The following is a 13,229-nucleotide window of genomic DNA, read 5'->3' as shown; positions in this document are numbered from 1 at the left end:
CCTGTTTTTTGTGCTTGTTCATATTTAATTAACCACGTACGGTGTTTACTTGCTTTTACATAATTAAAGGATCGACTTAATGAAAACACTGACTCTTGTTTTAGGTAGTGCACTGGCTTTAAACGTACTTAGCTTTGATGCACTTGCGGCAGCGACTCCCGATGCTCCTCATATTTATGTTAAGGGCGAAGCGACTCTTACTACAATGCCAGATTACGTACAGCTTAGTGTAGGTATTACCGAAGTTGATAAAGACTTAATTGCTGCTAAAAATAAAACCGACTTAACTATCGCCAAGGCAATTAAGCTCGTAAAAGAGATTGGTGTTAAAGAGGGAGATATAAACGCAGGGCAAATTTCAATAAACCGTGATAGCCAATACAACCGCACTACCGGTAATCAAGAATTTAAAGGCTTTAAGGTTTCTCGTACGTTAACAGTAAAACTCAGCGATATAAATAAATACCCTGAATTACTACAAAGCTTAGTTAACAACGGTATTAACGAAATTAATCAAACGCAATTTTTAGCAAGCAACTACAACGAGCTGCATAAAAAAGCGCAAAAGTTAGCAATTAAAGACGCACGGGATGCTGCAAAAGAGTTTAGTGAGGATTATGACGTTGATTTAAAAGGATTATACAGCGCGTCACTAAGTCCACTCAATGTGCAGTCGCAGCCTTATATGCGCGCAGAAAAAGTAATGATGGCTGATAGCGCACCAAGTAACTATGTACCTGATGCCTACCATGCTGGAGAGATTAAAGTAACAGCCTCAAGCTATGCTGTGTACTACATAGATTAAAATATAGGTTCTTCCTAGGGACGATTAACTCTATGTTGCTCGGTTTTTACTTAGCCCACTAGGTTACAAACCTCGCGCCGCGATTTAATCGCCCCTAGATTGAACAAATTTCAATCCAAATAATTCAACACGCCCTAGTGGTGCTCAAAACGTGCCACCAACTTCTCACCTTGCTCTTGGCTAATACGCGCTATTGAGTTGAGCATATTAGTCACTTCGCGTCTGTCGTATTCATTAGTTACATGTTCATTTATGTCATCAACAATCGCATTTAAATAATTAAATAAACTGTTGCGTGCATCGGTATCTTTATGGGCAACAAACAAAATATTTTTAAATGCCTCAAGCACGTTTGTCATTACGTATGCATCGCCTTTGGCGTAATTACGCAGCGGTGTAAAGTTGTCGTGTAATAACTCATCAAAGCTTGTTTCATGAAGGTACAACAATGGGGCATTATCACTGTGCTTAAACGAGTAGTTAATATCGTTAATTGAAAGTCGTTGAATAAGTAAAATACTCAGCATATCAATTGATTTAACCGCAGTACCTGGATCGTTTATGCCCGGGCTCATTGCCTTAACTGCAATTTCTGATATTTGCGTTAACCCATAACGGTAATGATCGCTAATGTACTCTTCTATATAAAAAATAAAGCAGTCGAGAATTTTATTTATCAGCTCTTCATCGTTTGATATGTCTTTATTACACTTTAAAAAAGGATAGCCTTTAACTGTAAAATAGCCTTGGTTAACAGAAATATACACCTTTATATCTTGCTCTGCCAAAATGGCACAGAGCTTATCGGTTTGCACGCCTTTGTAATAGCCCTCTGTTTTACTGCTAACCGAATGCCATTTGCTAAAGTCTGGAAAGTCTTCAAGTGGGTTCTCTTGTTGTCTTTGTATTATTGTTTTAATTTCGTTTTTAGTTTGGCTAAACAAGCCATTTAATACGTTATCAACCTGAATAGCACGAGAGATTGAATGTATAAAAAATACAAATAAACCTAATGAAATCAATCCAAAAACAAGTGCGAATAACACACCAATTGAAGGAATAGCCGTACTGCCACCTTCAAGTTTATTAATATTTATAAGCATAATAATTGAGTAAATTATGCTGCCTAAATAAAAGCCCAAAACCATTTGATGTGATTTACGCGTAATAAGCCCAGGTACTACGCGGGGCGATAAACTCGCACTGGCCGAATTTAAAACGACCATTACCATTGAAAAACTAAACACGGTAAGCGAAATAATACTCCCCGCTAAGGTGCTTAAAATAGTACGTGCGTTTTCAGCGCTATCAACAAGTACAACCGATATAAACGATTTTAGCTGCTCAATAGGCGCTAAATATTCAACCGACATTGTAATAATGGCAAATACCAAAAAGCCCACTGAAAGCATCGAAGGGTAAAAGCCAATACTGTTAATCATTTCACGGTAACTGTCGGCTACTTTACGAGGTACAAACATAAAATCCTTATGTATTTTCTACTAACTTAATACCTCTAGCTTAGCATAGGCAATTATTAAACTTCTGATAATGCTGCTCAAATTTATGTGTTATTATCACGCCCACAATAATAGAGCGCATATTTATGCGATAAAAATAACAGGAAAACGCCGTGATCATTTCAACTTATACTGCATTACTCGCATTCTTTTACATTTATTTAAGCTTTAACGTAATAAAAGTGCGCCGTGCGGAGCAAATATCGCTTGGTGATAACGGTAATGCAACGCTACAACGTGCTGTGCGTGCCCACGCAAATTTTATGGAATACGTGCCATTTGCTTTAATTTTGCTTTTTTTAGCAGAGTACCAAGGGCTTGCTAGCCATTACTGCCATATATTAGGTGGTGCGTTATTAGTAGGGCGTGTGTTTCAAAATTTAGGCATAGTAGAAAAAAGCCTTAAATATCGCCAAATTGGTACTATTACTACATTTTTAGTCATGATTATCAGCGCCTTTGTATTACTAGTAACACGCGGCTAATTAAAGAAAAGTTAATGAGCAAAATATTTATAATAGGTTTACCACGTACCGGCACAACTAGTGTGTGCCATGCATTTTTAGAACTTGGCATTACAACAGCGCATACCGCGTATACTAATGCCTGTTTTCAAAATGCCAGCGCAATTGCCGACACTCCCATATTTAATGACTTTAAAGCGCTTGATATTCATTACCCAGACTCTAAGTTTATTTATTTAGAGCGCGAACTTGGTGCATGGCTTGTATCAATAAAACAGCTTTTAACGCGTATGCACACTAATTTAACGCGCGGCGACGGGGGCTTTAATATTCATATAAAGCGCTGTTATTTAAATACGTTTAGTGAGCTTTCGCTTAATAATATTAGCGACGATAGTTACTTAGCTCACTGCTACGAAACACATTTGAACGATGCTCACACGTACTTTAAGAATCGTGACAACGATTTTTTATCCATTGATATAGCAAAGCCTGATAGCTACAAAAAACTATGCGATTTTTTAGCATTAAAAAGTGACAAAGCTGATTTTGAAAAAATGAATATGGGCGGCAAAGTCACCGCATGGAACGATATTAAACACCCGCTAAAAGTCGAATCCACCGCTAAAGGGCGCATAGATAAATTGCTGCCTTACAAGATTTTTTAAAACAAATACGTTAAAATCCCCGCATTATTATTTAAGTTGTACAGAACATGTTTGAATTAAAATACCACACCCCATTTGAATGGACCGAAGTTGTCCTTGCTGACTTTAATACTTTTTTACAAGATCATGCCGCTGCAGAAAAAAAAGCATCGGGTATGGCTATGTCTATGCTTTCGCATTACCCAGACAAACGTAAATTAGTAAAAGCCATGACCGACTTAGCATTAGAAGAATTAATACACTTTAAACAAGTGCTTAAGTTACTTTTAGAGCGCGATGTAAACTTAGGTGACGACAAAAAAGACCCGTACATAAAACAAATACGTGCACTGTTTAGACATGGTCGTGATGGTTTTTTAATGGACCGATTACTGGTTGGCGGTGTAATTGAAGCACGTGGTCACGAGCGTTTTTCTTTAGTTGCACAAGCACTTCCTGAGGGTAAAGAAAAAGACTTTTATGTTGCGATTGCCAAGTCAGAAGAAAAACATAAAAACCTTTTTGTAGAGCTTGCTTACGAATACTTTGATAAAGAAGAAGTTGATGTTCGCCTGGAAGAGTTACTTATAGCCGAAGCTAAAATCTGTGAAAGCATCCCATTTACGGCGGCTTTGCATTAACTAAAACTAGCGCAGAGCCTATTTTATTCGCTTTGCGCCACCTGCCTCTACTCTCATTTCTTGGTTAAACCCTTCATGAATTATTGATTTGCAATTTGCGAATCAAAATAATAAAAACCACATTTATAAACTTCAATCTACTGATAATAAAAATAAAAACCCTTGGTCTCATACTTGCTACCTATATATTAAGCAAATTGAGGGAAAGGCTTATGTTAAAATTTACTTTTATACTATTACTAATATCTTTTAGCGCCATAGGCAGTGAAAGTCATTTAGATTATATAGAAAATGCAAATGGTGAGCGGGTACAAAAAGTATCACACTTAGTTAAATGGACACATACTCGCTTTGTTTTTACCCGTGATATTTCGCGTATAGCACTTGGCCACGAAACAACGCTTGATGTGAACGTGGTTAATGGTCGCGAGCTACTAATTTTAGCTAAAAAGTTGGGCCGTACATCTATGATGGTGTGGTACGACGATAAAAGCTCGGAAACATTTCACTATTTTGCAAACCACATTTGAGCTGGTCGGTATCGATTTAGTAAATAACCTTATCATTAGTGAAACACTGAGCTTAATAGGGATTGAGCCAGGTATTACATATTGCAAAACATCACTTAATTTAGTTAATGCAGAACAAGTAATTAATATCACCACAGGCGAACCTGCTCTTAGTAGTTTAACGCCACCATTTAAAGTTTTACTGCCAGTACATAGCGGCCAAAACAGTACAACGTGGATACATACTCCCCCAAAAGGGGAAGGAGAACGTCAATGAACGCCTCAAATATATTTACCTCACATGCTAATTTAGCAGATACACCAACTGATGAAATATCAACAGAAATTAAAGAAACGCTAACGCTACTAAAACAGTTTTATGATGTTCCAATTGTTAAATTTATCGATTTTAGAGAGGTTTATTCAGAGCAGTTAATAACCTGCAACGATAAAGAAAGTGTCGAAAATGAGTTATTAAGCTATCAACAACGCTGCACACAAGAAAAACTATATTTATTTGAAGATACCTTTTTTGATGATGTATCAAACAACACGCACAAATTAATTCGTTTTTATGCACAATATCCAATTTATAGTGTCACTAATAAATTCATTGGCGTAGTGCTGATGGCTGATTTAGCACCTAAAACATTAATAGGTTCACAAAAAAATCAGTTTATTTCATTTGCTCAATTATTGCAGACACAGTTAAATAAAAATTCAGATTCAGTAAGTAATCAAAGTACTAATCCTGTGAAAAAAATTATGGGGAAAAGTATATTCATGTATTTAGTTTAGCGCCCGTGGCATTCTTAATTGCATTAGTATTATGCTCATTCACTGCATTACTGCTTTATACTATAGAAAAAAAGGAGCTGCAAAGTAATTACAATGAACAAACTCAGCAATTACGTAAAACGTTATTTAATGCTCTAGAGCGATTTGATAATCAAGGATTATATATATCGCAAAAAGATTTAGTTATCGCAGGCTTTTTACAAAGCCAAAATAGCTATACAAAAGAGCAGCTTAATGATTTAGTACAGAGTCAGGTTTCACAAAGCTTAACTTATAAAGGGTATGTTGTGTTTGATTCTGAGTATAACCAACTTGCACTTTGGTCAAAAAATAATTTTGATTTAGCCGCGTATGGATTTAAAAACTGGTTAGAAAAATTCAATAATAGAGCGAATAAACAAGCAGTAGAAGTATTTACTGTTGCAGATACGGCCTTCTTAATTTCTGAAATAAATATTAAACAAGGCTCTATTTATACACTTACAGCATTTGATTTAAGTAAGTTTTTAAAAGCCGTTATTGGCAAATTAAACACTGAAAATTATAACGTTTTTATAGCAACACCACAGTTTACTTTAGGAAAACAAGGAGAAGTAAAACCCAGTATAATTAAAAATAGTATTAGCGCTTTGAGCAGTCGTTTTCCTCCTACTTGGCGTTTACATGTGCAACCAATGAATAAAATAGTACGTCCACAAATAACTAAATATATCCTAATTAGATTAGGACTGATCGCCTTTTGTGTATTCGCATTCGTGTACTATTTTTTACGTTTGCCTAGGCGTTTACACAATGAAATAAAACAAAAAAATCAGTTAATACTTAATAGGGAAGAGCTATTTTCAAGTTCTCTTGATGCATTGCCACATGGGTTTGCTATTTTTAATAGCCACGAATTTCCTGTGATTACTAACAATGCATTTAATCTTTTATTTCCACAGGTGAATAAACAAAACAGTCAGCTATCGTATAGCCAGCTGATAAGTATTGCGCAACAGCATAATATTATAAATCATTACCATGAGCATCATAAGCTTGATGATGATCGTAACCAATTAATAGATATAGGTTTTACAGACGGGAAGTGGATAACTGTATTACAAAGACATACAGATTTTAATGGTTTTGTTTGCTACTTTAGAGATGATACAGAGGCACATCAAAAAGAATGTTTACTCGCTGATGTTCTCGAAAAATCTAAACAGACAAATCAATTAAAAGAAAAATTTGTTTCAAGGCTTAGTCGTCAATTAAAAACGCCTTTATCATCTTTAAAGTCATTAATTGAAATATCAAAAGATCCTATAAGCTTTAACGAATTTAAAAACAATGTAGGGAATATTTCTGATGTGTGCGACCAGCTTGAAAGTGTGATTCAACAGCTCGTAAATATAAATAAATCAGAGATAGGTAAGTTAAAGCTTCAAGCCAAAAACGTAAATCTAAAGAAACTGATCAATAATAACATGTCAATTTTAACGAAAGAGGCTGAAAATAATAAAATAGTTTTGAAAAATAATATTACATCAGAGTTAACGGTAGCAAGCGATGAAAAGTTAATTTCTCAACTGGTTATTCAGTTAGTTACTGAGGTTTTGGATTCATCAAATAATACAACGCTTTCAATTGACGCTCAGATTAAAAAAGAAAGTACTCGTAATTACTTAAACCTCGACTTTTCATTAAGTAATTTAATCAACACTAACCATTTTATAACTGAACTTAAAAGCATTTCGGGTGATAATATAACACGCTTTATAGATGATAAAGACTTATCATTAGAGTTAAAGTTTTTTATCTCGATATTTAAAATGCTTGGTGGGAAAGCGATAATTATTAGCAGTAATGCAAATAAAACGACGATATCACTTTCTATGTTGGTAAACCTAGCGAGTAAACAAAACAAAGATGATGAACAAGAAGTATTAAACAGTCCATTAATAACTACCGATTTAGTAAATATTAATCCATTAACTAATGAAGAACAAAACACGCTATTACTGGTTGATGACGATCCACTGGTTGAAATTGTTATTAGGGCAATGCTAAAAAATGAGAGCATTAAAATAGATTACGCGCGCAGTGCTATAGAAGCAATGTTAATGGTATCTCAAAACAGTTACGACATTATTTTAATGGACATAGTAATGCCAGAATTATCAGGAACTGATGCTATGTTAAAAATTAAAAAACACAGTGATAATTCTAAAACTAAAATAATTGCACATACATCGACACCCGATCCAGAATCTAAATATGTAAACCAGGGCTTTGATGACATGCTATTAAAACCTGTAAAACAAGGCATATTAATAAACCAAATAGCACGTATTTTAAAAAGATAGGCCGCTATACCAACCGCCTTAATGTAGATTTTATGTAACGATAAAATATTAATGCCGGTTGGTGTTACATATAGCGTAATATATTCGAGGTAAAAAATGAAAAAAACGATTGAAGATACGATGGAAGTTATCGGATTTAATACAGTAAAACCTATAAATAAAACTACACGACTGCTTTTAGTCGATGATGATTTACTAATAGAAATTGTAATAAGAAAAATGCTTAAAGAAGAAAACATATTAATAGATTTTGCATCCAGTGCAATAGAGGCGCTATTAATGGTTTCTCAAAATATTTACGATATTATTTTAATGGACATAGTCATGCCACAGTTTACGGGCACCGACGCAATGCTAAAAATAAGAAAGCACGCTGATGCATCAGCAACGAAAATTATTGCGCATACATTTAGTGAAAACGAAAATAGTAATAATAAATATATAAAGCTTGGGTTTAATGGTTTGTTATTAAAGCCAGTTAAGCAAGGTGTATTAATTGAAAATATTAGATCTTTCTTAAAGTGATTAATAGCAATAGTAGGGCGGTTGCATATTTAAGAGCAAACGCTTCACACTTCATAAAGTGGTTTAACAATCACAATTATCAAACTCTATAATAATAAAAAACAAATAAACTTACTTAGCCTAGAGCCCAAGTATTACAAGGGTTTGGGTTTGGGTTTGACTTTAAATTATTATAATTTTTGAATAACTAAAAAATACTCATCTTGGGATGGAATTTGCTTTATAAGGTTATATTCCAATTTTATAGTTCACGAAATATTATAATATTTAAAGTTAACGAGGCACAAGCATGAGCAAAACACAGTACGTTACAGTAGAAGGTCATCAAATTGCTTATCAAGAAATGGGACAAGGTACACCTTTATTATTGATACACGGTATTCCGACTAATAAATTTTTATGGCGAAATGTGATGCCAAACTTGCATCAAAATATCGGGTAATAGCACCAGATATGCCAAGTAACACTGATGTATCTATAAATGCGCAATGTAGAATAATGTGTAAGTTTATAGAAGAGCTCGGTATTTCTAAAGTTAATATTGCTGCACATGATATTGGTGGTGGTGTTGCTCAATTAATGGCTGTAAATCATCCGGATAAAGTAAACGGGTTGGTTTTACTTGATAGTGTATGTTTTGATTCTTGGCCAATACCAGAATTTGAACCTTTACTAGAACCAGGCGTAGAAGAAAAAACATCTGTAGATGAATTTGTTGATACATTAAGAGATTTCATGCCCAAAGGTGTTTACGACTCGAACGTAATGACTGAAGAGTTGATGAAAATATACTTAACACCATGGAGTAATGAAAAAGGAAAAGCCGCTTTATTTAGTAACATGCGCAGGCTCAATAAAGAATATACCGAAGCTATTACAGGCGATCTTAAAAGCTTACCTCATGAAACACTCATAATATGGGGTAAAGAAGACAAATTTCAAAAGCCAAAGTATGCACCAATGTTAGAAGAAGCAATTCCAAATTCGTCATTGGTTTGAATAGATAAAGCCGCACATTGGGTTATTGATGAACATCCAGATAAAGTGTCTGAGCTTATTAGTGATTTTATGAATGATAAATTATTCTAGTGAATTACTAGGATAATTTAAAATCTATTTATTTCAATATGTTAAGTTTTATTGCATAAAGTAGCGAATAGGCAATCAGTGTAATACCGCTTGATTATATTAATAACCAAGCGGTATTTTTATATGTTTAAGTAACAAATAGCGAAAAGAGGCAAAACATTAATTTTTAAAATAAGTAGGTTTAAGTAGGTTAATGCTTATTAAATAGTCAAAATATCGCGTTTATACGTTAATTCATGAAGGTGAGTAACTTAGTTATGTATTTATTCACCCTATTTAACATAATATAAATTATAGGTGGTTAATGTATATATAGAAAGAGCGCTTAAATGCGCCCTTACTATGTCCAATACTAGAGGGAGTATATAGCTGTAATGTGTATTTAACTTTTTAACCATTTTAACTAGCTGATTTTTAGTGATTTAATCAAACTAAGAAATAAACACACTATGTATATGAAAGCCCACTAAGTCCAGTACTAGACGGTATCGGACTTAGTGGGTGTATAAAAGAATGTTGACGATTATGTGAATTGGGAAATGTAAAAAGCTTTATAAGATTTAAGATCTCAGGCACCATATTGTCATTACAGTTTACTGCTCACTATCCGAGGTTGAATAACGAAACTTAACCCAAGCAAGCTGTTTTTTATATTCGTTCTTCATCATATCTATCACGAAATGAGCTAAGCGATTCATCACCATATGCAATGTAACGATTAAGTAAAGACTCTAAGGGAGCATTTGGGTTATGAAAAACTGAGGATACACCATTAATAACAATATCTTCGGGCAATTCGCGCTCACGCAACAAAATGACTGATCCTGCAATCATTTTATGGTAAAATAACATGTCACCTATTTCGATGGGATTGAACTCGCAGTTTTCTGTAAGGTTGTAAATTGACATATCAGCAATAAGATAAAACAGAGAAATTGAAGTTTTTAAATATTCATGAAAAGTCCAACCCTTCGGTAATAAGAAAATATCAACAACTGATCTATTAAATAATAGCTGTTGATAGTTTCGTTTAGAGTTATACAAGAATCCATTTACTTTCTCACTATCTAAATAAAATGTAGCTATGGGAAAGGCAAATTGATCACTTTTATTTACTACCCCTTTATGACGATATTCTTGAGCCCCTGCCCTAGCACATCATCTATTGAATTGTGCACACTGGCGAGTAAGTTGTCTTCTTTTCTTTAGCTAAAGCCGCGACAACTGCATCGAGGCATAGTGCGGCAGCTTGTTAAGTTACTTTTTACCTGTTGGAAGCGCTATTGGTACAGAAAAACTCAGCCTGCTAGCAGTGTTATCTGAACTTATATCTGATTTATCTTTACCGAACTTGATTCCTGCAACATTAACTCCAATTCCTTCTTTCCCATCTTTTTTGGTTGTAGTAGATACCGAGACATCAAAACTTATCATATGAACAGGTCTTAAAAAATTTGGATCTGGATTGTCTGTCGGAGAAGTCATATAACCTAATAAATTGTCCTTAGCATTTTTTCTACTGAAACTCGTTTAGGATTAACAATTGTACCTATTACTTCTAAGTCATCATTACACTCGACAATTGCTTCTGGAATATCCTTTATAGCTTCTTTAATGAAGTCTTTGAGTTCCATACGATACCTTTAAGTAATTCAATAATTTAATAATGCGCTCACCGCTCATTTTCATGAATATATGCGCAAAGAGCAGTTTAACCAATCTATTAACGACGATGTTTAGCCAGTCTCAATGACCGGTTATCGCTCTTAGACGAACTTCGTAAAAGTGCCATGAGCGGACTGTCAGTAAGTCTCAAGTCGATATTGCTCCCCAGTCTTTGAGCATACTCCTATACACTAATGATCAACGGTCTGTTATTACTTTTGGAAAGTTCATAAGTATTAATAGCAAATATTCACCTTTTTATTAAATCTCACCATGACATTTAGAAAAAGATCTTCCACTACCGCAATAGCAATCATCAAAAGGTTCTTTTAATCCATGTTTTTTAAAAAGCTCTAATTGGCGTAATTCAATATGTTTCTTTTGTTTTTTTCAATAAACGATGCAATTTTTTCGTCTAGATATACTTCAGGACTCCAGTTATCTAGAAGCTTAGGAATAAAAAAGGAATCAATAGCAGAAGCTGTTATACCCAATGGAGCGTTAAATAAGCCAATAATTGTAGGGTATAAAAACCTTACAGCACTTGCTTTTATAGATTTAGTCTTCTTTTTCAATACAGCGGAAACCAACTTTTCTTTATCAAAGTCATTTGATTTTAACCACTTTCTGAAGATACTCGCTTGGCCTGAATCTCTGATCTTTATCACATCATCAACGCTTAAAATATTTCTTTTAAACAAATAAAAAAGATCTGGAATCCCTTTTTTTTGTAATAAATATTCAAACCCCTCAGTTTTTGTTACTGAGTTTGAATTTAAAATAATTTTTTGTCTCAGATAAGATTCTGAAATAGAATCTTGTATTATTGATTCAGCATTGCACTTACTTTGTAAAACAAAACCTTGAGCTACCTCACAAACCCTAAGTTTAATTGATTTTTCAACTAAGTTAGGAGTATTGTCTACAACCCCCAGAGCAGTTCGCAATTCCTTAGAATTGAAATCTCTTGTAATTTCACTAATTATTTTTTCTTCATCAGAATATTCCGCATCTTGATCTATCAGAATCTTTTTTGAGTCAACTAATTGCCTTAGCTTTGACTGTTCTTTACTGCTTTGGCATTTTATATTGGTATATCCATCAAAAATATCTCTAATTGGCTTTAACTTCCCTAATACACTTAACTTTAAACCACCATCTTTCTCTAAAAATGCAAAGTCACGCAGATCATATAAGACTGTTAAAGCGTCTTCTTTCATCAAAGTCATAATATTTCGAGAGCCTAACAGCTCAATACACCTAACAAAATCATCGTACCTCAAAATCACCTTATCATGCATTAGCAAACCAAGAAATAATTGCTTAAGAGAGTTATCAAGGGCAGCATCATATTCCATTTTACTAAATGCGAACCCTGAAAATCCTTTGGGTATCTCTTCGAAACTTTGTTTATCGTTACTGTATATTGAAAAACTACCTAAAGCTTTCGGAAATGAATTAATTAATACATTTGACAAATTTATCCCTCTTCATAACTGACATCTAAATGTTTGCTCACTATAAAAAATATATATGAGAATACTATCTATACAAAATTACCTTCAGAATCGTAATAGAAACACCACTGCATATTGATTGCTTAGTTAAGGTGCGATCAACGTAATACAAAAATCCCTTGAAGCCAAACGGGTCAAATCTTGACTTCAGACATTTAAATTTTAACTATGCGGTTATCGCTCACAGCCGAACTTCGCAAAAGTGCCATAAGTGGACAGTGCTAACGCCCGGCTAACCGCGCAAATGTTTGATGCCGGCTTTTATGCGTTTCTTTGCATAAAAGGTTACAGCGAATATTTGTCCGTTTGAGCCGCTGGTTATGCTTCATTGATTTTGCTAAGCCCCGTAACTTTTGTGACCACACCTTTTGCAACTTTTTTCGGCCCTTCCATGCTGAAAAATTTAGTCCCCACTGAAATTCGAACAGAATGAAACTCCATCATTTCCTTGGCCACGATATGCATTCTAGCTTTCAGTTTACCGGTTAACGGAACACCGGTATCAATAGAATCACCGTTTTCGTCAATGAACTCTGGCCAAATCATAAACATTCGGCCTTCGGGGTTATTCTCTGCATAAGTTAAATCCCATCTTATACCATTTTTTGGTGGAGTTTTTCGTCCACCTTCTTGTTCGGTAAAAATGGTAATTTCCGCTTCAAAAGCGTCAGGATGATCGTAAAGTTTATTCATAATTTTTGTGC

General features: G+C 34.4%; 16 protein-coding genes and 1 pseudogene. 10 read left to right on the top strand and 7 right to left on the bottom strand.

From position 1 onward, the window contains the following. Positions 1 to 79: 79 nt before the first annotated feature. Positions 80 to 805 (top strand): SIMPL domain-containing protein, encoded by a 726-nt coding sequence (locus H4J63_RS03620; protein ID WP_024596616.1) that lies wholly within the window; start codon positions 80 to 82, stop codon positions 803 to 805. 134 nt (positions 806 to 939) lie between these two features. Here the strand turns inward: H4J63_RS03620 and H4J63_RS03615 are convergent, their stop codons facing one another. After that, positions 940 to 2,286, bottom strand: coding sequence for a DUF2254 domain-containing protein (locus H4J63_RS03615; RefSeq protein WP_182194588.1), 1,347 nt, complete (start codon positions 2,284 to 2,286; stop codon positions 940 to 942). Positions 2,287 to 2,438: 152 nt separating this feature from the next. Here H4J63_RS03615 and H4J63_RS03610 point away from each other — a divergent pair, with 152 nt between their 5' ends. From H4J63_RS03610 to H4J63_RS03575, 9 genes and pseudogenes are all read left to right on the top strand, one after another. After that, entirely contained in the window at positions 2,439 to 2,810 is a 372-nt protein-coding gene (locus tag H4J63_RS03610) for an MAPEG family protein (RefSeq protein WP_182194586.1), read from the top strand. Positions 2,811 to 2,824: 14 nt separating this feature from the next. Beyond that, positions 2,825 to 3,457: a sulfotransferase gene (locus H4J63_RS03605; protein WP_024598393.1), complete on the top strand. Its 633-nt coding sequence runs from the start codon at positions 2,825 to 2,827 to the stop codon at positions 3,455 to 3,457. A gap of 47 nt (positions 3,458 to 3,504) precedes the next feature. Continuing rightward, positions 3,505 to 4,077: a tRNA-(ms[2]io[6]A)-hydroxylase gene (locus H4J63_RS03600; protein WP_182194583.1), complete on the top strand. Its 573-nt coding sequence runs from the start codon at positions 3,505 to 3,507 to the stop codon at positions 4,075 to 4,077. Positions 4,078 to 4,289: 212 nt separating this feature from the next. Then, positions 4,290 to 4,607 (top strand): pilus assembly protein N-terminal domain-containing protein, encoded by a 318-nt coding sequence (locus tag H4J63_RS03595; RefSeq protein WP_259365570.1) that lies wholly within the window; start codon positions 4,290 to 4,292, stop codon positions 4,605 to 4,607. Further along, positions 4,591 to 4,863, top strand: a complete 273-nt coding sequence (locus H4J63_RS03590; RefSeq protein ID WP_259365569.1) for a hypothetical protein — start codon at positions 4,591 to 4,593, stop codon at positions 4,861 to 4,863. The genes H4J63_RS03595 and H4J63_RS03590 overlap by 17 nt, the downstream gene beginning before the upstream one ends. Beyond that, positions 4,860 to 5,384 carry a hypothetical protein gene (locus tag H4J63_RS20195; RefSeq protein WP_029753284.1) on the top strand — a complete coding sequence of 175 codons (525 nt, stop codon included), beginning with the start codon at positions 4,860 to 4,862 and terminating at the stop codon, positions 5,382 to 5,384. Before H4J63_RS03590 ends, H4J63_RS20195 begins: the two co-directional genes overlap by 4 nt. Positions 5,385 to 5,389: 5 nt before the next feature. Beyond that, positions 5,390 to 7,729, top strand: coding sequence for a response regulator (locus H4J63_RS20510; RefSeq protein WP_310734683.1), 2,340 nt, complete (start codon positions 5,390 to 5,392; stop codon positions 7,727 to 7,729). Positions 7,730 to 7,825: 96 nt separating this feature from the next. Further along, on the top strand, positions 7,826 to 8,254 hold the full coding sequence (locus H4J63_RS03580; RefSeq protein ID WP_024604388.1) for a response regulator: 429 nt from the start codon (positions 7,826 to 7,828) through the stop codon (positions 8,252 to 8,254). Positions 8,255 to 8,543: 289 nt separating this feature from the next. Further along, positions 8,544 to 9,343, top strand: a pseudogene (locus H4J63_RS03575) (alpha/beta fold hydrolase). Positions 9,344 to 9,991: 648 nt separating this feature from the next. Here the strand turns inward: H4J63_RS03575 and H4J63_RS03570 are convergent. The 6 genes from H4J63_RS03570 to H4J63_RS03545 all read right to left on the bottom strand — a co-directional run bounded on the left by H4J63_RS03570 (position 9,992) and on the right by H4J63_RS03545 (position 13,218). Further along, complete coding sequence (locus tag H4J63_RS03570) at positions 9,992 to 10,252, bottom strand: hypothetical protein (protein WP_182194581.1); 261 nt, start codon at positions 10,250 to 10,252, stop codon at positions 9,992 to 9,994. Positions 10,253 to 10,600: 348 nt separating this feature from the next. Continuing rightward, positions 10,601 to 10,828: a hypothetical protein gene (locus H4J63_RS03565; protein WP_182194578.1), complete on the bottom strand. Its 228-nt coding sequence runs from the start codon at positions 10,826 to 10,828 to the stop codon at positions 10,601 to 10,603. Positions 10,829 to 10,833: 5 nt separating this feature from the next. Further along, positions 10,834 to 10,977 (bottom strand): hypothetical protein, encoded by a 144-nt coding sequence (locus tag H4J63_RS03560; RefSeq protein ID WP_182194576.1) that lies wholly within the window; start codon positions 10,975 to 10,977, stop codon positions 10,834 to 10,836. 292 nt (positions 10,978 to 11,269) lie between these two features. Beyond that, a complete protein-coding gene (locus H4J63_RS20625) occupies positions 11,270 to 11,380 on the bottom strand; it encodes an SEC-C metal-binding domain-containing protein (RefSeq protein WP_182194612.1) in 111 nt (36 codons plus the stop codon). Beyond that, the gene (locus H4J63_RS03550) at positions 11,362 to 12,486 is read right to left on the bottom strand and encodes a hypothetical protein (protein WP_182194573.1); all 1,125 of its coding nucleotides are present in this window, start codon (positions 12,484 to 12,486) and stop codon (positions 11,362 to 11,364) included. The genes H4J63_RS20625 and H4J63_RS03550 overlap by 19 nt, the downstream gene beginning before the upstream one ends. 357 nt (positions 12,487 to 12,843) lie before the next feature. Then, entirely contained in the window at positions 12,844 to 13,218 is a 375-nt protein-coding gene (locus H4J63_RS03545) for a hypothetical protein (protein WP_182194570.1), read from the bottom strand. Positions 13,219 to 13,229: the final 11 nt, after the last annotated feature.

Origin of the sequence: Pseudoalteromonas sp. 5Ae-yellow (assembly GCF_014077565.1) — a bacterium.
Classification (GTDB): domain Bacteria; phylum Pseudomonadota; class Gammaproteobacteria; order Enterobacterales; family Alteromonadaceae; genus Pseudoalteromonas.
The sequence above is the reverse complement of the archived record's forward strand: the minus strand, read 5'-3'. Positions and strand labels throughout refer to the sequence as shown.

Coding starts and splice junctions, on each gene's coding strand:
- H4J63_RS03620 (WP_024596616.1), top strand. CDS start 80: ATGAAAACACTGACTCTTGTTTTAGGTAGTGCACTGGCTTTAAACGTA.
- H4J63_RS03615 (WP_182194588.1), bottom strand. CDS start 2,286: ATGTTTGTACCTCGTAAAGTAGCCGACAGTTACCGTGAAATGATTAAC.
- H4J63_RS03605 (WP_024598393.1), top strand. CDS start 2,825: ATGAGCAAAATATTTATAATAGGTTTACCACGTACCGGCACAACTAGT.
- H4J63_RS03600 (WP_182194583.1), top strand. CDS start 3,505: ATGTTTGAATTAAAATACCACACCCCATTTGAATGGACCGAAGTTGTC.
- H4J63_RS03595 (WP_259365570.1), top strand. CDS start 4,290: ATGTTAAAATTTACTTTTATACTATTACTAATATCTTTTAGCGCCATA.
- H4J63_RS20195 (WP_029753284.1), top strand. CDS start 4,860: ATGAACGCCTCAAATATATTTACCTCACATGCTAATTTAGCAGATACA.
- H4J63_RS03580 (WP_024604388.1), top strand. CDS start 7,826: ATGAAAAAAACGATTGAAGATACGATGGAAGTTATCGGATTTAATACA.
- H4J63_RS03570 (WP_182194581.1), bottom strand. CDS start 10,252: ATGTCAATTTACAACCTTACAGAAAACTGCGAGTTCAATCCCATCGAA.
- H4J63_RS03565 (WP_182194578.1), bottom strand. CDS start 10,828: ATGACTTCTCCGACAGACAATCCAGATCCAAATTTTTTAAGACCTGTT.
- H4J63_RS03560 (WP_182194576.1), bottom strand. CDS start 10,977: ATGGAACTCAAAGACTTCATTAAAGAAGCTATAAAGGATATTCCAGAA.
- H4J63_RS03545 (WP_182194570.1), bottom strand. CDS start 13,218: ATGAATAAACTTTACGATCATCCTGACGCTTTTGAAGCGGAAATTACC.